The following is a 23526-nucleotide window of genomic DNA, read 5'->3' as shown; positions in this document are numbered from 1 at the left end:
GCGGGCCGCGCCGGGGCGTGCGGTCCTGCCGCCCCCCGGCTCCGCGAGGAGCGGCTCAGATGTCAAGGAACCGCACGTCCTTCGCGTTGCGCTGGATGAAGCTCCTGCGGGACTCCACGTCCTCGCCCATGAGGACGGAGAAGATCTCGTCCGCCGCCGCGGCGTCGTCCAGGGTCACCTGGTTGAGCGTGCGGTGCTCGGGGTCCATGGTCGTGTCCCACAGCTCCGAGTAGTCCATCTCGCCCAGACCCTTGTAGCGCTGGATCCCGTTCTCCTTGGGGATCCGCTTGCCGGCGGCCTGACCGGCGGCGAGGAACGCGTCGCGCTCCTTGTCGGAGTACACGTAGTCGTGCGGGGAGTTCGACCACTTGAGCCGGTAGAGCGGCGGCTGCGCGAGGTAGACGTGCCCGTTCTCGATGAGCGGGCGCATGTACCGGAACAGCAGCGTGAGCAGGAGCGTCGCGATGTGCTGGCCGTCGACGTCGGCGTCGGCCATGAGGACGATCTTGTGGTACCGGAGCTTGGTGAGGTCGAAGTCCTCGCCGATGCCGGTGCCGAACGCCGTGATGATCGACTGGACCTCCTGGTTGGACAGGGCCCGGTCGAGGCGCGCGCGCTCGACGTTGAGGATCTTCCCGCGGATCGGGAGGATCGCCTGCGTCCGGGGGTTGCGCCCGCGCACGGCAGAGCCGCCCGCGGAGTCACCCTCGACGATGAAGATCTCGCACTCCTCCGCGCGGTTCGACTGGCAGTCGCGCAGCTTGCCCGGCATGCCGCCCGACTCGAGCAGGCCCTTGCGGCGGGTGGCCTCGCGCGCCTTGCGGGCGGCGAGCCGCGCCTGCGACGCCTGGATCGCCTTGCGCAGGACGTCGCGGGCCTCGTTCGGGTGCGAGTCGAACCAGTCGTTCAGCCGCTCGTTGACGACGCGCTGGACGAACGTCTTCGCCTCGGTGTTGCCGAGCTTCGTCTTCGTCTGGCCCTCGAACTGCGGCTCGCCCAGCTTGACGGAGATGACCGCCGTCAGGCCCTCGCGGATGTCGTCGCCCGTGAGGTTCTCGTCCTTGTCCTTGAGGATGCCCTTGTCGCGCGCGTAGCGGTTGACCAGCGAGGTCATCGCCGCGCGGAAGCCCTCCTCGTGCGTGCCGCCCTCGGTCGTGGAGATCGTGTTGGCGAACGTGTGGACGGACTCCGAGTAGGCGCTGGTCCACTGCATCGCGATCTCGACGGAGATGCGCCGCTCGGTGTCCTCCGACTCGATGTCGATGACGTCGGGGTGGACGAGCTCGACCTTCTTGGCGCCGTTGAGGTGCTTCACGTAGTCGATGAGGCCGCCGTCGTACTTGTAGCTCACCGTGCGCGCTGCGGGCGACGCGCCCGACGACGTCCCGTCGCCGCTCGCGGGCGTGCCGTCCTCGGCCTCGCCCGTGACCTCGTCCCCGGTGTCGAGGTGCGCAGGGCGCTCGTCGGTGAGCGTGATCCGCAGCCCCTTGTTGAGGAACGCGTACTGCTGGAACCGCGCGCGCAGGGTCTCGAAGTCGTACTCGGTGGTCTCGAAGATGGTCGGGTCGGCCCAGAACGTCTGCGTCGTGCCCGTCGCCTCGGTCGCCTCGCCGCGGTGCAGCTCGCCCACGGGCTTGCCGCCGTCGGCGAACTCCTGGCGCCAGGCGTAGCCGTCGCGCTGGACCTCGGTGACCACGCGGGACGAGAGCGCGTTGACGACCGAGATGCCGACACCGTGCAGACCGCCGGAGACGGCGTACCCGCCGCCGCCGAACTTGCCGCCCGCGTGGAGGATCGTCATGACGACCTCGACGGTGGGCCGGCCCTCGGTGGGGTGGATCGCGACGGGGATGCCACGCCCGTTGTCGACGACGCGCACCCCACCGTCGGCGAGGAGCGTCACGTCGATCGTGTCCGCGTGGCCGGCGAGAGCCTCGTCCACAGAGTTATCCACAACCTCGTACACAAGGTGGTGGAGGCCTCGCTCACCGGTGGAGCCGATGTACATGCCCGGACGCTTGCGGACTGCCTCGAGGCCCTCGAGGACGGTGATGTTGCTCGCGTCGTAGCCGCCGCCCGCCGAGGGTGCCGCCTCCGCGGACGCCGTCGGGTCGGGGATGGCGGTGTCGGTGTGCTCTGCCACGGGCAGGACTGCTCCTCGTCGTCGTGCGCGCGGCCGCCGTGTCCGTGCCGGACCGGCCGCCGCTGCTCAAAGGTTCCGGGCCCGCACCGCCGCCTGCGCCGGCTCCGTGGGGGGAGCGTCCGACCTGCCGCGGACGGCTGATGGAGGCGCCGCGGACGGGCTGCGCGGGCGGGTGGTGACAAGACCCGGAATGACCTCCCCAGTCTACCCGCCACGAGCCGAATTCCGCGGATCTCGGCCGTCCTGAGGTCATCTCGCGAGACATTCGCGACGCGATCCGCGCCGCCCGCCCGAAAGTTCTCCACACGGTTGTCCACAGGCGCTGTGGGCGCCGCCCGGACTACCTGGGGAGCAGCCCGAGAAAGTGCCCACGGCAACCGTCTGGGCGGGCGGATGGGAGCGCTACCGCAACTGACAAGTCGGGAATCGGCGTTTCACGCGGAAAGTGGTCTAATACCACACACCATCCTGATTCGCGCGTCGTCCGCGCAGCAGTGATCGCCACGCGGGCGGCTCGACCCCGAAGGGACCCCACTCAGTGAAGAGACTCCTCGCGAGCGCTGCGGCGACAGCGCTCGCACTCGGTGGCCTGATCGTGGCCACCGCGGCACCCGCCTCCGCCCACACGCCCGTCGTCACGGCCGACTGCACGACGCTCTCGGTGAAGCTCTGGGCCTACTCGCAGAAGAGCAACCAGCTCACCGTCACCGTGGACGGCAAGGAGGTCGAGTCGACGACCTTCCAGCGCCAGCTCACGCGGTCGTACGACCTCGACCCCACGCAGGACCACACCTGGACCGTCTCCGTCGACGCGTCCGACGGTCGCCAGTACGACCACGAGCAGTCCGGCTCGACCCGGGCCTGCGAGACGCCCGACGCCCCGGTGCAGGTCGGCGTCTACGTCTATCCCAAGACCGACCCCGCGAAGCCGGCGGCCTGGGAGAACTCCGGCCCGCAGAAGATCGTCACGAGCGCCGAGTTCCCCCTGCCGGAGAAGCCGTGGGACAAGGCCTGGGTCGTGCAGCCCCTCGACCTGGAGGCCGTCCGCGAGGTCGCCCGCACGATCCAGCCGGACGTCGACACGCCCGAGCTCTGCACCGCCTGGGCCGTCCAGCAGGACCTCGTGAACCTGCCCGACGGCCTCGACGGCCTCCCGACCGACATCCGCTACTCGCCCGACGGGAAGCACCTCGGCGAGTTCCCCGAGGGCACGCTCATCGCGTGGGACCACCAGGACCTCGCCGACCTCCTCCCCGAGGGCGCGTGCGAGACGCCGGAGCCCGTCGAGGAAGAGGTCGACGCCGTCGTCACGCCGGCCGTGCCGACCGCCGTCGAGGTCTGCGGCACCGAGCTCACGGAGCAGAACCTCCCCGCCGAGTCGGAGGACGTCCGGTACACCCTCACGGACGAGGGCGTCGTCGCCGAGCCGAAGGACGCCGCGGCGACCTTCTCCCCCCAGACCGAGGAGCTGGGCTACCTCGTGACCGAGGACGGCCGGTTCGCGCTCTTCCCGCTCGAGGACCTCGTGCCCGACGACGAGGCGTGCGCGCTCGTGCCCGGCGAGATCGGCGCCGTCTGCCAGGGCGACGTCCCCTACCTCGGCTACGAGGTCGCCCTGCCCGAGGGCGTCACGGTCGACTCGGCGACACCGCTGACGATCACCTTCCTGCACCCGAACGGCGGCGAGGACTACGTCGTGACGGACCAGCCCCTCAGCGGGACCCTCCTGTGGCCGGGAGCCTCTGCCGAGGAGCCGAAGCAGTGGCCCGGGTTCGTCCGCAACGAGGACGGGTCGTACACCGAGACCGACGGCAACTACGCCTGGACCCGCGACGGCGCCGAGGTGCTGTTCGAGGTCAACCCGTCGTACTCGACCGTGGTCGAGTACCCGCCGGCGACGAGCGCGTGCGCGAACCCGACCGTCGCGCCCGTGGCCGTCGAGGACGTCGCCGGCCCGGCGGAGCCGAGCGGCCCGGCGCTCGCCGCGACCGGTGCGACGGTCGCCGGTGCGGCCGCGTTCGCCGCGCTGCTCGTCGGCGGCGGTGCCGTGGTGCTCTGGCTGCGTCGTCGAGCGCAGGCGTGACCCCCTGACGACCCCATGACGTGGTGACCAACGCCCCGGTCACCACCCGCGCGAGGCCCGCCGTGCCCCCTTCACGGCGGGCCTCGTCGTCGGTCCGGGCGGGCTCAGCCCCAGGTGTCGCGAGGGCCCGGGCCGCGCACGGACTTCTTCCCCCGGCGGAAGCTCGGCCCCGCCGGCCCGAGGACGGTCACCGTCTCGACGACCCCCTCGCCGACCTCGCGCGCGAGCCGCTCGAGCAGCTGCGGCGTGAGGAGCCGCACCTGCGTCGCCCACGCCGTCGAGTCGGCCCGCACGACGAGGACCTTGTCCTCGAACGTCTCGGGCTCGCAGTGGTCGGCGACCTGGTCGCCGACGACCTCGCGCCACCGCCCGACGACGCCCCCCACCGACACGTCCGCGACCCAGTCCCGCTCGCGCAGCAGGCGCGCGACGACGTCGCCCAGGAGCTGCGGGTCGCGGCCGCCCGGGCGCGCGCCCGACGTCGGCGGGTCCGCGAGGATGCGTCGGCGAGGCTCCTGCCCGGGCCGGAGCCCCTTCGCGCGCGCCGCCGCCTTGGCGCGGTTCAGAGCCTGGCGCGCCACCTCCGCGGGCGGTGTCAGGTCCACGACGTGGCCGACGGGCAGCCCCGTGGGGCGTCGCTCCGGGAGGTCGTCGGCCGCAGCGGGACGCGCGTCGTCGTCCTGACCTCGAGAGCCGTCCCGGTCCGCGTGCTCAGTCCTCGACACGGTCCACCGTCCCGTCGTGCACGGCGAACCGCGCGCCGTCGAGGAGGCTCGGGACGTCGTCGGGCACGGCCGCGGTGATGATCACCTGGCCCGCGTCTGCCACGAGCTCGGCGAGCCGCTCACGCCGCCGGACGTCGAGCTCGGCGAACACGTCGTCGAGCACGAGGATCGGTTCGCCGTCGGGCCCCCACTGGTCGGCCCACAGGAGCGAGTCGAGGCCCGCGGGGGCGCCGTCGCGCAGCAGCCGGTACGACGCGAGCCGCAGCGCGAGCGCGAACGACCACGACTCGCCGTGGCTCGCGTAGCCCTTCGCCGGGAGGCCGCCCAGGGTCAGGACGAGGTCGTCACGATGGGGACCGACGAGGTTCACCCCGCGGTCGACCTCCTTCGCGCGCACGGCCTCCATGGCCTCCAGCATGCGCCTCTCGAGCGTCGCCACGTCGGGAATGCCCGACGCCGGCGCCTCACCCGGGTCCGCGACGTCGCCCGCCGCGGGCCCACCTGCCGGGCCGTCGTCCGCGTCGAGCGCCTCGTCCACGGACGAGCGGTACGCGATGCGTGCCTCGCCCTGCCCCGCGCTGACCTGCTCGTACGCCTCCGCGACGTAGGGCGTCAGCGCCGCGACGAGCTGCAGGCGTAGCGCCGTGATCTCCGCGCCGAGGCTCGCCAGGCGCGCGTTCCACACCTCCAGGGTCGCCAGGGGCGAGGCGGCGGTCTCGGGTGCGTCGTCGTCGGGCGGCGGCTCGACGGCGGACGGCCTGCGCCGGCCGCGGCCGCGCAGCGCCGTCGCCGACTTGAGCAGAGCGCCGCGCTGGCGCAGCACCCGGTCGTAGTCCGCGAGCAGCGCCGCCACGCGCGGCACCAGGAGCACCGCGAGCTGGTCGAGGAAGCGGCGCCGCCCGTCCGGGTCGCCCTTGACGAGAGCGAGGTCCTCCGGCGCGAAGAGCACGGTCCGCACGATGCCGAGCACGTCGCGCGGCCGCTGGGCCGGGGAACGGTTGATCCGCGCCCGGTTGGCCCGCCCCGACGCGATCTCGAGCTCCACGGTGCTCGCCCGGTCACCTCGCACGACGCGCGTGCGCACGACGGCGCGCGCGGCCCCCGCACGGACGAGCGCGGCATCGCCCGCGACGCGGTGGCTCGCGAGCGTCGCGACGTACCCGATCGCCTCGACGAGGTTCGTCTTGCCCTGCCCGTTCTGCCCGACGAGCGCGTTCACGCCCGGGACGAGCTCGACGTCGACGGACTCGTACGAGCGGAAGTCGACGAGGGAGAGGTGCGAGACGTACATCGGTGCGGCGCGGGTCGAGGGGGTCGGACGGGACCGGTCAGGCCGGGGGTTCGAGCGGCCCGGCTCCCGGGGAGGCCGGCCCGGCCGCCTTGACCGCGTGCCCGCCGAACTGCTGGCGCAGGGCGGCGACGGCCTTGAGCGCGGGCGACTGCTCCTGGCGCGACGCGAAGCGCGCGAACAGGGCAGCGGAGATGACGGGCAGCGGGACGGCGTTGTCGATCGCCTCGTCGACCGTCCAGCGGCCCTCGCCGGAGTCGTCGACCCAGTCGTCGATCGCGGCGAGCTGCGGGTCCTCCTCGAGCGCCTTGACGAAGAGGTCGAGGAGCCAGGAGCGCACGACCGTGCCGCGGGTCCACGCCTTCATCGTGCCGTGCACGTCCTTGACGAGCCCGCTCTTGGCGGCGAGGAGCTCGTAGCCCTCGGCGTACGCCTGCATGAGCCCGTACTCGATGCCGTTGTGGACCATCTTCGCGAAGTGCCCGGCGCCGACCTCGCCCGCGTGGACGAAGCCCTCCTCGCGCGGGCCGTCGGGGCGCAGGGCGTCGAAGACCGGCATGGCCGCGTCGACGTACGTCCGGTCCCCGCCGACCATGAGGCCGTAGCCGTTCTCGAGGCCCCAGACGCCGCCCGAGACACCGACGTCGAGGTAGCCCACGCCCTTCTCGGCCAGCTCAGCGGCCCGCGCCTGGTCCTCGGCGTAGTACGAGTTCCCGCCCTCGATGACGAAGTCACCCTCGGCGAGCAGAGCGCCGAGCTCCGTGACCACGCCACGGGTCGCGTCGCCCGCGGGGACCATGACCCACACGATGCGCGGGCCGTCGTCGGGCAGCGCTGCCACGAGGTCGGCGAGCGTCGCGACGTCCGACACCTCGGGGCGAGGGTCGTACCCGACGACCTCGATGCCGGCGGCGCGGACGCGCGCCCGCATGTTGTTGCCCATCTTGCCGAGGCCGACGAGGCCGATGCGCGTGACCATACGAGTCCTCCGGGGTGCGGTGGTGCGGTGCGAGCCGTCCGGCTCCGTCGGGATCAGCCGGCGAAGCGGATCGGCACCAGCAGGTAGCGGTAGTGGGACGAGTCCTCGCCGTCCAGCGAGTCCTGACCCGTGAACTCGACCGGCTTGTTCGGGTGCGTGAAGCTCAGGCGCACGAAGTCGGTGCCGAGCGCGCCCAGGCCGTCGAGCAGGAACTGCGGGTTGAACGCCACCGAGATGTCCTCGCCGACGAGCACCGCCTCCAGCGCCTCGGACGCCTGCGCGTCGTCGCCCTGACCGGCGTCCAGGACGACCTGGCCGTCCGTGAACGAGAGACGGATCGGCGTGTTGCGCTCGGCCACCAGCGACACGCGCTTGGCGGCGTCGATGAGCGGGGCGGTGGGGACGACGGCGTGGATCGGCGTCTCGTCCGGGAAGAGCCGGCGCACGGCGGGGTAGTCCCCGTCGACGAGCTGCGACGTCGTGTGACGACCCCCGGCCTCGAAGCCGATGAGGTCCACGCCGGCGCCCGTGTTGAGCCCGATGTTGACGAGGCCCGAGCCGCCGAGGGACTTCGCCACGTCGTTGAGGGTGCGTGCGCGCACGAGGGCGACCGCGGAGTAGCTCGGGGTCACGGGCGTCCAGGTGAGCTCGCGCAGGGCGAGGCGGTACCGATCGGTCGCGAGGAGCGTGATCTTCTCGCCCTCGATCTCGACGCGCACGCCCGTGAGGAGGGGCAGCGTGTCGTCGCGGCTCGCCGCCACCGTGACCTGCGCGACGGCGTTCGTCAGCTCGTCGCCCGAGACGGTGCCGGAGAGCTCGGGCATCGCGGGCAGCGCCGGGTACTCGTCCACCGGCATGGTGAGGAGCGTGAACCGGCTCGCGCCGCACGTCACGGTGACCTTGTTGCCCTCGAGGACGACGTCCACGGGCTTCGCAGGCAGCGCCCGGGAGATCTCGGCGAGCAGCCGGCCGGAGACGAGCACCGTGCCGGGCTCGCTGACCTCGGCGGGGATCTCGGAGCGCGCGGAGACCTCGTAGTCGAAGCTCGACAGGCCGATGGTCCCGGACGCGTCGGCCTCGAGCCGGACCCCGGCGAGGACGGGCGCCGGCGGGCGGGTCGGCAGGGTTCGCGCCGTCCAGGTCACCGCGTCGGCCAGGACATCACGCTCAACCCGGAACTTCATCCCACACCCTCTCGTCCCCACGTCTCGATCGGACCCGATCTTCACATGTGTCGTCCTGCGTCGCCGCGACGCCGGGCTCGCCGTCGGGGCCGCTCGTCCTCCGTCGTCCACGGGGCAGGTCTGCCGCTGTGGACGTGAGGAGCCGGGTCGCAGGTCCGCGCACACGTGTCGTGCATGAACCCTACGCGAGGAGGCGGGTGGGAGGAACTGGAACGACAGGCCTGGGGACAGGAGCCGGGCTGGGGACCTCGGCGACGTCGCGCTCTCGGCGTGGGTCGGTGAGGATCGGAGCGAGGCTCGTCGGGGCACAGGTCGCACCGTCGGCCGCCGGAGCCTGATGAAGGCGTGTGGAATTTTCCCTCTGAGAACACTTTCGTCGTCGTCATAGGGGTTGTGGATCTCGTGGAAAACCGGTGTCTGCGCAGGTCAGCGGGCAGAAATGCGTGTGGACGAACCGGTGCGTCCAGTGTGGGAAAGTCGCAGCCCCTGTGGGCGGGCGATCTGTCCCCACACGTCGTCCACCGATCGAGGGTGCCCCGTCCACACGGAGAGCACCTTCATCCACAGCTGTCCACAGAACTGTGCACAGACCGGGCGTGGTGATGCCGTCCACAGGGTGTGTACGAGCTGGCCCGTCCACAGGTTTCGGGGGGAAAACCATGATCTTGTCGGGATTTGTCGCGCCAGGTAGGCCTCTGTGGTCGACCGCCGGCGCCCGCATTCTGCGGATGTGAATACCCACAGGAACCCTGTGGATGACTGTGGACAACTCCACCCACATGCTGTGTACGAGTGCGGTTCGCAGCAATGATGCGCGGAGGCGGTCGCTCGCTGAGGGCGATATCCACAGCTGAGAGCACCGCAGTGGGGAAACGTGTGGACAGTGAGCGGGAGGGGCGAGGACGGCGCATCCCGCTCGACGACGACGCTCCGAGGACCGCTCGAAGGCGCGCGGAAGTCCGACGGCCGCTCGCCGTCGTGGGCGTGCACGAGCTCGTCCGGGCACGGCAGAGGTCGGGTGAGAGGACGTCGCCGACGCGAGACGGCCCGACGCCGTCGACGGACGGTCCGTTGCCTCGCGTGTCCCGCTCCGTCGGGGATCGTCGGGGATCGTCGGGGATCGAGGTCGAGGTGGCCGACGGGGGTCGACGCAGAGCGTGAGCGATCGCGGGGCCGGGGCGCTCGGGTGTGGTCGCGGGTGGCCTGCGCGCCACGGCTGGAGCCGGGCGGCAGAGGCGTCCACCGTGGGGCGCGGCGAAGTCGTCGGGAGCAGCACCGTCAGGACCACGGCGGCGCCGCCTCAGCCGCGGTGCTGCTGCTTGATCCGGCTCGTGAGCTCCGTGACCTGGTTGTACGTGGAGCGTCGCTCCGCCATCTGCTCGGTGATCTTGCGGTTCGCATGCATGACCGTCGTGTGGTCGCGGCCGCCGAACTGCTGACCGATCTTCGGGAGCGAGAGGTCGGTCAGCTCGCGGCACAGATACATGGCGATCTGCCGTGCGGTGACGAGGACGCGCGAACGGGAGCTGCCGCAGAGGTCGTCGATCGTCAGGCCGAAGTAGGCGGCCGTCTGCGCGATGATCGCAGCGGGCGTGATCTCCGCGCTGTCCTCGTCGGTGATGAGGTCCTTGAGCACGATCTCCGCGAGCGGGAGGTCGACCTGCTGGCGGTTCAGGTTCGCGAACGCGGTGACACGGATCAGCGCGCCCTCGAGCTCGCGGATGTTGGTCGAGATGCGCGAACCGATGTAGGACAGCACGTCGTCCGGAGCCGCGAGACGTTCGCTCGACGCCTTCTTGCGGAGGATCGCGATGCGCGTCTCGAGGTCCGGCGGCTGGACGTCCGTGATGAGGCCCCACTCGAACCGCGACCGGAGACGGTCCTCGAACCCGTTCAGCTGCTTGGGAGGCAGGTCGGAGGTGATGACGACCTGCTTGTTGGCGTTGTGCAGAGCGTTGAAGGTGTGGAAGAACTCCTCCATCGTCTGCTCCTTGCCCTGCAGGAACTGGATGTCGTCGATGAGGAGCACGTCGACGTCACGGTAGCGCCGCTGGAACGCCCCGGCCTTCCCCTCACCGATGGAGTTGATGAAGTCGTTGGTGAACTCCTCGGAGTTCACGTAGCGCACCCGCACGTTCGGGTAGAGGTTGTGCGCGTAGTGCCCGATCGCGTGCAGCAGGTGCGTCTTGCCGAGTCCGGAGTCGCCGTAGATGAACAGCGGGTTGTAGGCCTTGGCCGGCGCCTCCGCCACTGCGACGGCGGCAGCGTGCGCGAACCGGTTCGACGAACCGATGACGAACGTCTCGAAGACGTACTTGGGGTTCAGCCTGCTGGGCTCGGCCTGGGGACGCGGCGGGGGAGGCGGCGGCAGGTCGGGGAGGAGCACGTCGTCGGGCTCGATGTAGGGGCGCTCGACCGCCGGCCGCGACGCGGGCGCGAGGACCGGGTCGGAGCTGAGCTCCGGGTCGACGGTGATCCCGAAGCGGACGTCGCGCCCCAGGCACGAGGACATCGCGGTCACCAGCTCGTCGCGGACGCGCGTCTCGAGGTACGTGCGGGTCTGCTCGTGGGGGACCGCGATGAAGACGGTGTCGTCGAGGATCGCCAACGGCTTGGCCAGCCGGATGAACGCGATCTGCCGCGGGGTGATGTCCGGGCTCGCCTCGAGGATGCTCAGGGTCTGTGCCCAGACGTCGGCGATGTTCTCGTCCGGGTTGGCCACGGGCAGTTCCTCACGGGGGTCGACAGCGTGCGCCGGGCACAGCTCCGGCCGTCGAGCGCGCTGACGGGCCGGGCGGGGTGCGCCGACGAGAGAAGGTCACGGATGGGGTGATGCTGGGGTCGATCGTGCCACGGGAACCCCTCATCCACATAGTTGTCCACAGGCTGTGGGTTGTAGGGTGGGGTTCCTCCCACCGGCAGGTTGCCGGGATTCGGGACGACGCCGCGCCATCGTCGCACGCGGCGGACGTCACCCGTCGCGGTTTGACCCGGAAGGGTCGCGCAGCGTAACGTCAGACAGCCGTTCCAGGTGTTCTTGGCGCGCCCGCGTGGAGGAAACTCGACACGAGGCCTCACGCCACGAGCTGCCTGCGAGGACCCGATGCCCCCAGCAATGGCCATTCGGTCCGCGCGCCTGAGCGGCGACCGGGCGGGGAACCGTCCGGCGCACGACCTGAACCACCGGCAGGAGCCAACCGGATCCTGTCACTGCATCGTCGAGGACATAGACGGTGTACCTCCCCGACGTTCTTGGAGTACCTCGTGAGCAAGCGGACCTTCCAGCCGAACAACCGGCGCCGGGCGAAGACCCACGGCTTCCGGCTGCGCATGCGGACCCGCGCCGGCCGCGCCATCCTGGCTGCCCGCCGCCGCAAGGGCCGCACCGAGCTCTCTGCCTGATCGCACGTGCTTCCCGCGGCGCACCGACTGCGCCGTTCCGTCGATTTCGAGCGGGCGGTGCGCCGCGGCGTGCGTGCGGGTAGGTCGACCGTGGTCGTGCACCTCTCGGAGGACCCCGAGGGTGCTGCGCAGCCGCAGGTCGGCTTCGTCGTCTCCAAGGCAGTGGGAAACGCGGTGCACCGCAACCTCGTGAAGCGCCGACTGCGCGCCGCCACGGCGTCGCGCCTCTCCGTGCTGCCCGCGCACGGGCGCGCCGTCGTCCGCGCGCTTCCCGGCGCGGCGCTCGCCTCCTTCGAGGAGCTCAGCGCCGACCTCGACAGCGGTCTCGTGCGTGCGACCCGTCGGCTCGACGAGCGAGCGGGCGAGCGTCGATGACGACGACCCACCCGCCGCGCGTCCCGGCGCCGTCCTCGCCCGAGGAGCCCGGAAGCGACGAGCGCGGCGTCGTCCGCCGGGTCGTCGACCTGCTGCGCCGTGTCCCCGCCCTCACGCTGATCGGCATGATCAGGGCCTACCAGTCGGTGATCTCGCCGATGACGGGGCCGACGTGCAAGTACTACCCGTCCTGCTCCCAGTACGCCCTCACGGCGGTGCGTCGGCACGGCGCCCTGCGCGGAACGGGCCTCGCCCTCTGGCGGCTGCTGCGCTGCAACCCCTGGAGCCTCGGTGGGGTCGACGACGTTCCGCCGGCACGACACACGCACTAGTCCGTAGCCCGAACCTCGGGCGATTCACACGCTTTGTCTGAAGTTGAGGGAGCAGTCACCGATGGACTTCTTCGCGTTCCTCGCCCCGATCGAGTGGGTCGTGGCGTGGATCATGTACCTCTGCCACCAGGGGCTCGTCTTCCTCGGGTTCTCCGACGGCCCAGGCCCGGCGTGGGTCCTGTCGATCGTCGGCCTGGTCATCATCATCCGTATCCTCCTGATCCCCTTGTTCTTCAAGCAGATCAAGGCGTCGCGCGGTATGCAGATGTTGCAGCCGGAGATGCAGGCGATCCAGAAGAAGTACAAGGGAAAGACCGACCCGGCGTCCCGCGAGGCCATGAGCCGCGAGACGATGGACCTGTACAAGAAGCACGGGACGAACCCGTTCGCCTCCTGCATGCCGATCCTGCTCCAGTCGCCGATCTTCTTCGCGCTCTTCCGGGTGCTGAACGGCCTGGTGCCGATCTCCGACGGCTCCTCGAAGCCGATCGGTCCTATCGACGCGTCCGTGGCGTCCGACATCGAGAGCTCGTCGGTGTTCGGTGCGCAGCTGTCGGACGTCTTCCTCCGCACCGACGACCTGCAGACGAAGATCGTCATCGCGGTCCTCATCATCGCGATGTGCGCGACGACGTTCTTCACGCAGCGCCAGCTCACGATGAAGAACATGCCGAAGGCCGCGCTCGAGGGCCCGATGGCGTCGACGCAGAAGATGATGCTCTACGTCTTCCCCTTCATCTTCGCCGTCTCCGGCGTGAACTTCCCGGTCGGTGTTCTCGTCTACTGGACCACGACGAACCTCTGGTCGATGGGGCAGCAGTTCTACACGATCCGGCGCATGCCCGCTCCGGGTTCGGAGGCGGAGCGCCTCCTCAAGGAGCGTCAGGCGCGCAAGCGCGCCGCGAAGGGCGTGGTCGAGGACGCGACGCCGGTCATCGAGCAGCCTCGCGGCCAGCGCCAGCAGCCCAAGCGCAAGGACCGCCAGAAGAGCGCTCCTCGTCCCGTCGGAACGGTGGCGGCGACCACCCCGGAAGATGCTCCGGTGGAGGACGCCCCGGCGGACAAGCCGTCGCCCGGCGGTACCGCGAAGGGCGGGCCCGGGTCCGGGACCGGCGCGACGAAGCCCGCGCCCAAGAAGAAGAAGCAGAAGTAGCCCTGCGCCCGAGCGCGCACGTGCCGTGAGGAGCAACGCATGACGCCTACCGAGACGCCCGCGCCCGACGCGACGTCCACCGAGGAATCCGCCCCGGAGACCACCCGGCTCGAGGAAGAAGGGGAGATCGCGGCGGACTACCTCGAGGAGCTCCTCGACATCGCGGACCTCGACGGTGACATCGACATCGACGTCGAGCACGACCGGGCCGCAGTCGAGATCGTCGCGGACGACCCCTCCGCTTTGAGCTCGCTCGTGGGCGACGACGGCGAGGTGCTCGATGCGCTGCAGGAGCTGACCCGCCTTGCCGTGCAAGCGAGGACGGGGGAGCGGAGTCGCCTCATGCTTGATGTCGCCGGCTTCCGGGCGGGCCGCCGTCGTGAGCTCACGGCGCAGGCCGCGGAGGCGATCGAGCGCGTCCGTGCTGAGGGCGCCAAGGTCTCGCTCGAACCGCTCAACGCGTTCGAGCGGAAGGTCATCCACGATGCGGTAGCCGCCGCCGGGCTGCGCAGCGACTCGGAGGGCGTCGAGCCGCAGCGCTACGTCGTCATCTACCCGGCGGACTGACACCGACGGCGACAGCAACCGCACCACCACCCCGCCCCGCGTTTCACGTGAAACGCGGGGCGTAGTGCATGGGGCGAGGGCTCGTGCGTCGTCCCGGCCCCCGTGGGCCGGGACGCGCTGGCACGACGGGAAGGCCGACATCCCCACGGCGCGCCAGCGCGGGAGTCGCCACGGCCCTGCGGGACGGACACGGCGGTCCTCGGACCGCGGTGCAACCGCGACGGCAAGAGTCGACCCCGGTCTCACCGCTTCGGTGGGCCGCGCACGCTTGCCGTCGTTTCACGTGAAACGATGAGGCGTTCGCACACAAGGAGGCAGACGACCCGATGCAGCACGAGGCCGCAGGCAACGAGGAGCCGGAGATCCCCCGGGAGGCGCTGATCGAGTACTTCGGAGAGTCGTTCCCCGCCGTCGAGAAGTTCGCGGAACGTCTGCGTGACGAAGGCGAGCTGCGTGGCCTCATCGGTCCGCGGGAGGTTCCGCGCATCTGGGATCGTCACATCCTGAACTCGGCCGCCGTCGTGCCCTTTCTGCCCAGGACGGGCCTTGTTGCGGATGTCGGATCGGGTGCCGGCCTCCCGGGCGTCGTGATCGCTGCGATGCGGCCGGAGGCGACGGTCTACCTCATCGAACCGATGGAGCGACGCTGCGCCTGGCTCACGGAGATCGCCGAGGATCTCTCTTTGCCGAACATCGAGGTCAAGCGCGGGCGAGCCGAGGAGTATCACGGCGCTTTCGAGTGCGACGCGGTGACGTCTCGCGCCGTCGCGGCACTCGACAAGCTCGCGCGGCTGTCGCTCCCGCTGGTTCGTCCTGGCGGAGAGATGATCGTGCTCAAGGGTCGCAACGTGAGCCGTGAGGTCGATCCGGCACGGAAGGTTCTGCGCAAGCTCAAGGCATCGGAGCCGGAGATCCTTGAGGCGCCGACGCTGCCTGGTGTGGAGACCACGACCGTCGTTCGTATCGTGCGGCAGACTGGTTCACGCTGATCCTGGGAACAGGTGGCCGAGCACGTGAGCGACACGCGAGATCTCGGCCCCGATATCCGTCGGACGCCATGGCGTACGGCGGATGCTGAGAGGCGACGACGGAGAGGATGAGACGCGTGACGCAGAGCCCTGTGGGTCCCGACGGATCCGAGGAGCGAGCGGCGCTCTCCCACGACGGGGAGGGTGCACAGAGCATGGGAACCGAGGACGACCGTCGAGCTGCACTGATGGCCAGTCTTCCCGTCGCTGACGACTCGACGCCGCTCGCCGCCCAGCTCGCGGAGGATGCTCGCCGCCGGATCGACCTCCACGGGCGGCGTTTCCCTCGACCGGTGACGACACGGATCATCACCGTCGCCAACCAGAAGGGCGGCGTCGGGAAGACGACGACGACGGTGAACCTCGCCGCTGGGCTGGCCATGGCCGGGCTCAACGTGCTGGTGATCGACAATGATCCCCAGGGGAACGCTTCGACGGCTCTCGGGGTCGAGCATCGCGCGGGGACACCGTCGGTCTACGAGGTTCTCGTCGATGGCGACCCGTTGGCGAGCGCCGTCCAGCAGTGTCCTGACATCCCCACGCTCTGGTGCGTCCCGGCGACCATCGACCTCTCTGGTGCAGAGATCGAGCTCGTGTCGCTGGTTTCACGTGAAACACGACTTCGCCGCGCCCTCGATGAGTACCTGGCGCAGCGTGAGCGGGACGGTCTGGAGCCGATTGACTACGTTCTGGTCGACTGCCCTCCGAGCCTCGGCCTCCTGACGGTGAACGCCTTCGTCGTCGGCCGGGAGGTGCTCATTCCGATCCAGTGTGAGTACTACGCCCTAGAGGGTCTGAGCCAGCTCCTCAAGACGATCGAGCTGATCAAGGCGCACCTCAATCCGGGTCTGCACGTGTCAACGATCCTGCTCACGATGTATGACGGGAGGACGAACCTCGCGCAGCAGGTCGCGTCGGAGGTTCGTGAGCACTTCCCGGAGCAGACGCTGCGGACCACGGTCCCGCGTTCGGTGCGTATCTCCGAGGCCCCGAGCCACGGACAGACGGTCATGACCTACGACCCGGGGTCGACCGGCGCGCTCGCCTACCTGGAGGCGGCCCGCGAGCTCACCCAACGCGCGGAGAACCGAAGCGACGAGGGGACGGATGACGACGGGCAGAGGAACGCCGCTTCGCCGCCGCCGCAGGACCCTCCGCAGTCAGCACACACGGGATCGACGTCTCACCACGACCATGAGTTTGCCGGCACCATCGGTGGTCCCGGCCTGCGGCAGGAGGAACAGCGATGAGCGAGAAGCGCCGAGGGCTCGGGCGAGGACTGGGCGCCCTGATCCCGACGAGCTCCGAGGGCAGGCGGCCCGTCGACGTCTTCTTCCCGAGCCCTGTGTCGGAGGAGGCGACCCGCGGGGAGAAGCACCGCGAGGCGGCTGGGTCGGCCGACGAATCAGTCACCGCGGTGGCTGAGGGGACCGACTCCGCGACGAGCGTCACGACGCTCGTGGCGGACGCGGACTCCGGACCCGCTGATCTTGCCTCGCTCACGTCACTCTCGGAGGCTGACCTCGCCGAGCTGGATGCTGTGGTCGCGGACGACTCCGCGGACGCGAGTGCGGTACCCGTGACCCCGCGCGACGAATCGACGAGCGATAGGCCGACGACGGACGCCGTTTCACGTGAAACGACATCCGACGCGAGCCGAAGCACGGGGGAGGAGCAGGCCCCCGCTCGGGCTCTCGACACGTCTTCGCCCGCTGAGTCGACAACGGTGGAGGAGTGGGCGGGTGGGGCGGCCGAGGATCTGGTTCCCGTCCCGGGGGCGCGGTTCGCTGAGCTTACGACGTCGTCGATCCGACCTAACCCGCGGCAACCGCGCACCGTCTTCGACGAAGGCGAGCTCGACGAGCTGATCGGCTCCATCCGCGAGATCGGGGTGCTCCAGCCGATCGTGGTGCGTCCGGTGCCGGGGGAGTCCGGCACCTACGAACTGATCATGGGCGAGCGCCGTTGGCGCGCGACGCAGGCAGCGGGACTCGACGTCATCCCGGCCATCGTCCGCGAGACCGACGACGCCGATCTGCTGCGTGACGCGCTCTTGGAGAACCTGCACCGCAGCGCTCTCAATCCTCTCGAGGAGGCTGCCGCATACCGCCAGCTCCTCGACGACTTCGGCTGCACGCACGAGGAGTTGGCAGACCGCATCTCGCGGAGCCGCCCCCAGATCTCCAACACCCTGCGTCTGCTGCGTCTACCTCCCCTGGTGCAGCGGCGAGTTGCTGCCGGAGTGCTCTCGGCAGGGCACGCGCGCGCTCTTTTGGGTCTCACCGACGGTGCGGAGATCGAGCGTCTGGCGCAGCGCATCGTCGCCGAAGGTCTCTCCGTGCGGGCGACGGAGGAGATCGTCGCCATGGGCGGCCTCGACGGTGAGCGCCGCGCGCCGCGGACACCGCGGGCGGGACAGCGGTCCGCGGCGATCGACGAGCTCGCGCATCGGTTGTCCGACCGTTTCGAGACGCGGGTCAAGGTCGACCTGGGTAAGAACAAGGGGCGCCTGACGGTCGAGTTCGCCTCGGTCGAGGACCTCAACCGGATCCTCGACGTCATGGCGCCCGACGATCCCGGTCTGCTGCGCAAGTAGAGGCATCGCGGGGCAGTACACCGGCGCAGAGTCCCCGTGGCCAGCGTCGGGGACCAGAGCGCAGGGCGGGGCGCGCGCACTCACCACACGGGAGTGCGCGCGCCCCGTCTGTCTCTACGGACGAGGAGCGTCCGCCCAGTTCGCCGATTCTCTGCGAGCAGCTTGCGTGCGCACACACGCGCTCACTCGACAGTAGATGACCTGTGTTTCGCCTCGACGGGTGGCCGCGCCCGTGCCGCGTCCGACGGTGCGTGGCAGAGGAGCGACTGACGGGCGCCGCGACCAGCGTCGCGTGCGGACAAGCGCTCGGACCCGCATTCTCGTTCTCTCCGACACGCAGGCGTCTGCGCGGGAAGGGTCGACCGCACGACGAGGCCCTCCCACAGGCCGGCGGTGCGCCTCGTTTCACGTGAAACACCACGGCCGAGGGCTCCACGACGGGGAGGACGGCTTCTCGGTGCCACGTTTCACGTGGAACACGCCTCCGGTTCCGTTGTCGCGAACCGGAGTCCACGGCCGGGACCGGCGCCACAGATCACAACACCCGATCGGATCGACGGCATTCGACCAGCTTTGAATTCACCTCGAGGTTCACCTTTCAAGGACCACCGGTCAAGCCCAGCGCGCAGGGCCACACACACGGGGCACGGATGGCGCGGCCTGCGCCCCCGGTGATCTTCGTGCTCTGGGCACCCGCCGAGGACCAGCGATACGCCCCGCTCCTGAGTTGCGCGGCCGCAGCGCACAGAATGATGCGCCTGCGGTACTGCGGCGGGCCTTCTCGCCTCCGACGCGTCGAGCACGTCGTGACCTCTCCTAGTCTCCACCGATGCGCGAGGAGGAGGTGGGCAAGGATCCGGCGTTCGTGCATGCGAACTGACGGGGTCGCTGGCGCCCCAAGCGTCCACCAACGGTGAGCGCTGTCGGGTAGGCCCTGAGGTCGGCGTGCTGGGGCGCGCGTGTCACTCGCCAGCTCCGAGACGGATGAGCAGTCGCGACGTCGCCAGAGGAGTGCGCCAGACCGGCATGGGCCGCAACGGCTTCGAGGTGGGCGTGCTCTCGGCAAGAGAGAGGGGCTGTCGTGCTCTGCTCTTTGGCGATGCAGTCGATCGTTTCACGTGGAACATCGGACTGGCATAGTGCCGATGAACGGGGTCTCGGCGTGCGCGGGGCAGCACCCGGAACTTCAGGGTCGTCCTGCTGGCGACGATCCACGCGCCCACGGCGGGGGAGGGGAGGAGTCCCGCTAGACCGAGCCCGGTCCGAACGGCGGCGGTCAGCAACACGAACTGAGGGGTCTCCCGGGGTGGGGCGGTGGTGAGTGATCGCCTCCCACCACAACCGTCTTCCCACCAGCCGCCGCACCCCGCGAAGGTGGAGGGGTCTCAGAGCGTCACGACGCGACGTCGGCGACTGGCGCCGTTGTTCAGTGCGCATGCGCTCGCCTCACACCTCACATCGGAGAGCCGACCTGTGCAGCTTGCCGGCGCAATCGACACGGTGGGTCCGGTCTCCCGGGCCCCGACGTCGTGGACAGTTGCAACCACGCCCAGTCCCGTGGCGATCACCGCGACGCGACAGTGTTTCACGTGAAACGGCGAGGGCGATGCGGTCGAGGACCCGGCGGGGCTGGACGGGGGCCGGAGGCACAACCGACACGGCTGTCGGAACTGTGCGTCCGTGCTCGCGACAGTGTCAAGGAAGTCACGGTGCCGGAGGCCGGGCGCGGCGAGCGCGGCGAGCGCACGGACGGTCTCGGGTCTGACGGAGCGCGGCACGCGCGGGACCGTCAGGCATGAGGAGCCCGACACCCGTCGGGTCAGTGAGATGTCGAACCACACGGCGGAGTTGCGCGGCCGCGACGCCGCCAGCCGCGCCGGTCGTGCTCGACGCCATCCTGGAGGACCGTACGGGGCTTCCGGTCGAATCCGTCGACCGTGAGGGCGGCGGGGGTCCTTCGCGAGACGGCCCGGCGGGGATCCCGGCCGGTTGGCGACGGGTGTGCGCAGGACTCGATAGAGATGCGGCATCGATTTGCATCAGGTGGTGCTGAGGAGACGACGGAGGACGACGAGCCGGACAACCGCGAGGCGGTACCACGAGCGGTGGCGGCAGGTTATGCAGAGCGGGAGACCACCACGGCGCGTACGGGCTGGCGCCCGACGGCGGCGCGGCGCGTGGTGTGTGGCTAGTGACCGGAGCAGGTGACCGGTCCGGTGTCTCGCCACCCGGTTCGAGGTCGCCGCCGCGGACGCAGTCCCGTCGCGAGGGGCGAGGGGCGAGGGGCCGGAGGCGCGGGGCGAAGGGCGGGAGGCGGGAGGCGGGAGGCGACGGTCCCCCAGACCACATACTGTCCCAGCACGGCAGCACGGCAGCACGGCAGCACGGCAGCACGGCAGCACGGCAGCACGGCAGCACGGCAGCACCAGGATCGGGCGCGCGCGGAGCGCTCGCCTTGCTCGTCGGAGCGGTCGGGGTTTCCTCACCGGCGACGCAGCAGCAGCCGTGAGAGTGAGCCCGTGCCACGAGGCAGACGAAGAGTCTGCGAGCAGGACAAGGCGTGCGCTCATGTCGGTGCACCAGCGAGGCGACCGGTGGTGCTCGAGCGGCAGCGTGGAGGCCCCACCATCACCGGTGCCCGGCTTGAGCCAGCTCTCTCCGTCGACGGGGCAGAGACGGGAAACGCCCCTGTTTCACGTGAAACAGGGGCGTCGCCACGTCGCGCACGCGACGAACTAGTGGCGTACGTGGGCGTTGACGAGGGACCGGTAGAGGTGTCCGAGGTCGAGGCCGGCCGCACGGGCTGCCTGGGGGAGGAGAGAGGTCTCGGTCATCCCCGGCGCGACGTTGACCTCGAGGAACTGCACGACCCCGTCGGCGTCGAGGATGACGTCGGTGCGCGACAGGTCGCGGAGACCGAGCGCGGTGTGTGCCCGGACGGCGACCTGGCCGACGACGCCGAGGATGTCGTCGTCGAGCCGGGCCGGCGCGAAGTACTCCGTGCGGCCGGGGTTGTAGCGCGCGTCGAAGTCGTACGGTCCGGTCGTGACGATCTCGACCGGCGGCAGCGCCTGCGGCCCGCGGCCCAGGTCGACGACGCTCACGGCCAGCTCGACGCCCCGGACGGCCTGCTCGATGAGCGCGACCTCCCCGTACGCGAAGCAGTCCACCATGGCGCGAGGAAGCTGGTCGGCGCGCTCGACGAGCGTCACGCCGAGCGCCGACCCGCCGTGCGTCGGCTTCACGACGAGCGGGAGCCCGAGTCGCGCGACGACCGCGTCGAGCACGGGCTGGGCACCGAGCTCGCGGAACAGGCTCTGGGGGAGGGTGACGTACTCGGGAGTGCACAGGCCGGCGCCGAGGACGACGTTCTTCGCGACGGGCTTGCTCCAGGCGGCGCGGCTCTCCCGCGGGCCTGTCCCGACGTAGGGCACCCCGACGAGCTCGAGGACGTCGCGGATGGAGCCGTCCTCCCCGCTCGCGCCGTGGAGCAGCGGCCAGACGACGTCGGGGTGCGCGGAGTCGAGGAAGGGCAAGAGGTCGGCGTCGACGTCGTGCACGGTCACCTCGAGACCAGCGGCGCGGAGGCTCTCCGCGACCCGGCGGCCGGAGCGGAGCGAGACGTCGCGCTCGTGCGAGAGGCCGCCCGCGAGGATGGCGACGTGCCCGCCGGGGGGGACGTCGTCGTCGGGCCGGAGGAGGTGAAGGTGCTGGTCAGGGCGCTGCGCGTCCGTCGAGGTCGTGCTGTCGGCTGCGCCGGTCGTCGTCGGGCTGCCCGTGGTCGTGTCCACTGGTGACGGACTCCTGTTCGGTGCCGCTGCCGCCCGTCCGGGGCGCAGCGGCGTGGGTGGTGAGTGCTTCAGGCCAGGTTCGGCGAGGGGTTCTCGACGTCCGTGACGTCGGGGTCGAGCTCGGCGTTGGTGCCGAAGATCTCGACGAGCTCCTGCTCGGCGTTCACGACGCCCGCGAGACGGCGGACGCCCTCGCGGATCCGCTCCGGGGTCGGGAAGCAGTAGGAGAGGCGCACGTGGCTCGCGCCCGTGCCGTCGGCGTAGAACGCGGTGCCGGGGACGTAGGCGACGCGCGCGGTGACCGCGCGGGGGAGCATGGAACGCGCGTCGAGGCCGTCGGGGAGCTGGACCCACGTGTAGAAGCCGCCGTCCGGCACGGTCCAGCTCGCCGAGGGGAGGTGCTCGGCGAGGGCACCGATCATGGCGTCGCGTCGCTCCCGGTAGAGCTCGCGGAACTGCTTGATCTGGCCCTTCCAGTCGCACGTGTCGAGGTAGGCGGCGATGGCGAGCTGCGACGCGTTGGACGGGCACAGGATGGCGGACTCGCTCGCGAGCACGAGCTTCTCGCGGACGGCGTGCGGCGCGACGACCCAGCCGACGCGGTAGCCCGGGGCGAAGGTCTTCGAGAACGACCCGAGGTAGAGGACGCCGTCCTCGTCGAGCGACCGCAGCGCGGGGAGCGTCTGGCCGTCGAAGCCGAGGAGCCCGTACGGGTTGTCCTCGATGACGAGGACGCCGTACCGCTGCGCGATCTCGAGGATGCGCGGGCGGCGCTCGGCGGTGAGGGTCACGCCGGCGGGGTTGTGGAAGTTGGGCACGGTGTAGAGCAGCTTGACGCGGCGCCCGTCGGCGGCGAGGCGCGCGAGGGTCTCTTCCAGCGCCTCCGGGACGAGCCCGTGCTCGTCGAGGGGGACGTGCACGACGTCGGCCTGGTAGGAGCGGAACACGCCCAGCGCCCCGACGTAGCTCGGCGCCTCGGCGACGACCACGTCGCCCGGGTCGACGAAGATCCGCGTGACGAGGTCGAGCGCCTGCTGCGAGCCAGTCGTCACGACGACGTCGTCGGGGTGGCACTCGATGCCCTCGAGTCGCACGACGTCGAGGATGCGCTCCCGCAGGGTCTCGTCGCCCTGCCCGGAGCCGTACTGGAGCGCCGTGGCGCCACGCGTCGCGACGAGGCGCTGCATGGTGTCGGCGATCTGGTCGAGGGGGAGGCCTTCGAGGTAGGGCATGCCGCCGGCGAGCGACACGACCTCCGGCCGGTTCGCGACCGAGAACAGCGCGCGGATCTCCGACGCTCGCATCCCGTGCGCTCGCTCTGCGTAGGCACCGAACCACGGGTCGAGGCGGGTGCCGCTGGGAGCGGGCTGCTGCGAGGGAGTCGTCGGTCCAGTCACGATCCCCAGTGTGGCACGGAGGATCGGGGGATCGCGTGAAGACGCCGGAGGGCGGACCACCGTGCGGGTGGCCCGCCCTCCGGCGTGCGTGGTGCGAGGTCGCTCGCAGTCCGTGCGGTCGCGGAGGCGACGGCTCAGACGGCCGTGGCGAGGACGGCGTCGATCTCCTCCGTGAGCGCGCGCTTGGGGCGCGCCCCGATGATCGACTTCTGCAGCTCGCCCCCGACGTAGACGTTGAGCGTCGGGATCGACACGATGCCGTAGGCGGCGGTCGTCTCGGGGTTCGCGTCGGTGTCGAGCTTGGCGATCTTGATCTTGCCGTCGTACTCCTCGGCGAGCTCTTCGAGGATCGGCGCGACCTGGCGGCAGGGGCCGCACCAGGTCGCCCAGAAGTCGACGAGGACGGGGACGTCGGACTCGAGGACCTCCGCGCGGAAGGTGGAGTCGGTGACGGGGACGGTCGACATGGTGTACCTCCTGGGG

Annotated in this window: 18 protein-coding genes; 9 read left to right on the top strand and 9 right to left on the bottom strand. The window is 70.7% G+C overall.

What is annotated here, in order from left to right; genetic code table 11:
* Window positions 1-55: 55 nt before the first annotated feature.
* Window positions 56-2119: a DNA topoisomerase (ATP-hydrolyzing) subunit B gene (gene gyrB, locus ABIE39_RS14575; RefSeq protein ID WP_255437315.1), complete on the bottom strand. Its 2064-nt coding sequence runs from the start codon at window positions 2117-2119 to the stop codon at window positions 56-58.
* A gap of 562 nt (window positions 2120-2681) precedes the next feature.
* On the opposite strand from gyrB, the gene ABIE39_RS14570 reads away from it, so the two are divergent.
* Window positions 2682-4226 carry a hypothetical protein gene (locus ABIE39_RS14570; RefSeq protein WP_354052314.1) on the top strand — a complete coding sequence of 515 codons (1545 nt, stop codon included), beginning with the start codon at window positions 2682-2684 and terminating at the stop codon, window positions 4224-4226.
* A gap of 104 nt (window positions 4227-4330) precedes the next feature.
* Here the strand turns inward: ABIE39_RS14570 and ABIE39_RS14565 are convergent, their stop codons facing one another.
* The 5 genes from ABIE39_RS14565 to dnaA all read right to left on the bottom strand — a co-directional run bounded on the left by ABIE39_RS14565 (window position 4331) and on the right by dnaA (window position 11124).
* On the bottom strand, window positions 4331-4831 hold the full coding sequence (locus ABIE39_RS14565; RefSeq protein ID WP_074804375.1) for a DciA family protein: 501 nt from the start codon (window positions 4829-4831) through the stop codon (window positions 4331-4333).
* Window positions 4832-4937: 106 nt separating this feature from the next.
* Window positions 4938-6242 carry a DNA replication/repair protein RecF gene (recF, locus tag ABIE39_RS14560; RefSeq protein ID WP_354052312.1) on the bottom strand — a complete coding sequence of 435 codons (1305 nt, stop codon included), beginning with the start codon at window positions 6240-6242 and terminating at the stop codon, window positions 4938-4940.
* A gap of 37 nt (window positions 6243-6279) precedes the next feature.
* Window positions 6280-7218 carry a phosphogluconate dehydrogenase (NAD(+)-dependent, decarboxylating) gene (gene gnd / locus ABIE39_RS14555; RefSeq protein WP_175009421.1) on the bottom strand — a complete coding sequence of 313 codons (939 nt, stop codon included), beginning with the start codon at window positions 7216-7218 and terminating at the stop codon, window positions 6280-6282.
* Window positions 7219-7271: 53 nt separating this feature from the next.
* Window positions 7272-8402: a DNA polymerase III subunit beta gene (gene dnaN, locus ABIE39_RS14550; RefSeq protein WP_034651929.1), complete on the bottom strand. Its 1131-nt coding sequence runs from the start codon at window positions 8400-8402 to the stop codon at window positions 7272-7274.
* A 1300-nt stretch (window positions 8403-9702) separates the two neighbouring features.
* A complete protein-coding gene (gene dnaA / locus ABIE39_RS14545) occupies window positions 9703-11124 on the bottom strand; it encodes a chromosomal replication initiator protein DnaA (RefSeq protein WP_074803999.1) in 1422 nt (473 codons plus the stop codon).
* Window positions 11125-11666: 542 nt separating this feature from the next.
* Here dnaA and rpmH point away from each other — a divergent pair.
* From rpmH to ABIE39_RS14505, 8 genes are all read left to right on the top strand, one after another.
* Window positions 11667-11804, top strand: coding sequence for a 50S ribosomal protein L34 (rpmH, locus tag ABIE39_RS14540; RefSeq protein ID WP_034225701.1), 138 nt, complete (start codon window positions 11667-11669; stop codon window positions 11802-11804).
* Window positions 11805-11810: 6 nt separating this feature from the next.
* A complete protein-coding gene (gene rnpA, locus ABIE39_RS14535) occupies window positions 11811-12179 on the top strand; it encodes a ribonuclease P protein component (RefSeq protein ID WP_031315171.1) in 369 nt (122 codons plus the stop codon).
* Window positions 12176-12511, top strand: coding sequence for a membrane protein insertion efficiency factor YidD (yidD, locus tag ABIE39_RS14530; protein WP_354052309.1), 336 nt, complete (start codon window positions 12176-12178; stop codon window positions 12509-12511). Before rnpA ends, yidD begins: the two co-directional genes overlap by 4 nt.
* 61 nt (window positions 12512-12572) lie before the next feature.
* A complete protein-coding gene (yidC, locus tag ABIE39_RS14525) occupies window positions 12573-13664 on the top strand; it encodes a membrane protein insertase YidC (RefSeq protein ID WP_209829370.1) in 1092 nt (363 codons plus the stop codon).
* Window positions 13665-13703: 39 nt separating this feature from the next.
* On the top strand, window positions 13704-14231 hold the full coding sequence (locus tag ABIE39_RS14520; RefSeq protein WP_175009426.1) for a R3H domain-containing nucleic acid-binding protein: 528 nt from the start codon (window positions 13704-13706) through the stop codon (window positions 14229-14231).
* A 326-nt stretch (window positions 14232-14557) separates the two neighbouring features.
* Complete coding sequence (gene rsmG / locus ABIE39_RS14515) at window positions 14558-15220, top strand: 16S rRNA (guanine(527)-N(7))-methyltransferase RsmG (protein WP_175009427.1); 663 nt, start codon at window positions 14558-14560, stop codon at window positions 15218-15220.
* 194 nt (window positions 15221-15414) lie between these two features.
* Window positions 15415-16509 carry an AAA family ATPase gene (locus tag ABIE39_RS14510; protein ID WP_175009428.1) on the top strand — a complete coding sequence of 365 codons (1095 nt, stop codon included), beginning with the start codon at window positions 15415-15417 and terminating at the stop codon, window positions 16507-16509.
* Window positions 16506-17855, top strand: a complete 1350-nt coding sequence (locus ABIE39_RS14505; RefSeq protein WP_209829367.1) for a ParB/RepB/Spo0J family partition protein — start codon at window positions 16506-16508, stop codon at window positions 17853-17855. Before ABIE39_RS14510 ends, ABIE39_RS14505 begins: the two co-directional genes overlap by 4 nt.
* A gap of 2735 nt (window positions 17856-20590) precedes the next feature.
* Here ABIE39_RS14505 and ABIE39_RS14500 read toward each other — a convergent pair.
* The 3 genes from ABIE39_RS14500 to trxA all read right to left on the bottom strand — a co-directional run bounded on the left by ABIE39_RS14500 (window position 20591) and on the right by trxA (window position 23510).
* Window positions 20591-21511, bottom strand: a complete 921-nt coding sequence (locus tag ABIE39_RS14500) for a D-alanine--D-alanine ligase family protein (protein WP_255437318.1) — start codon at window positions 21509-21511, stop codon at window positions 20591-20593.
* A 203-nt stretch (window positions 21512-21714) separates the two neighbouring features.
* Window positions 21715-22950 (bottom strand): aminotransferase-like domain-containing protein, encoded by a 1236-nt coding sequence (locus ABIE39_RS14495; RefSeq protein ID WP_175009431.1) that lies wholly within the window; start codon window positions 22948-22950, stop codon window positions 21715-21717.
* A 227-nt stretch (window positions 22951-23177) separates the two neighbouring features.
* On the bottom strand, window positions 23178-23510 hold the full coding sequence (gene trxA, locus ABIE39_RS14490) for a thioredoxin (protein ID WP_175009432.1): 333 nt from the start codon (window positions 23508-23510) through the stop codon (window positions 23178-23180).
* Window positions 23511-23526: the final 16 nt, after the last annotated feature.

The organism is Cellulosimicrobium sp. 4261 (genome assembly GCF_040546915.1).
In the GTDB taxonomy this organism is placed as follows: Bacteria; Actinomycetota; Actinomycetes; order Actinomycetales; family Cellulomonadaceae; genus Cellulosimicrobium; species Cellulosimicrobium cinnabarinum.
The sequence above is the reverse complement of the archived record's forward strand: the minus strand, read 5'-3'. Positions and strand labels throughout refer to the sequence as shown.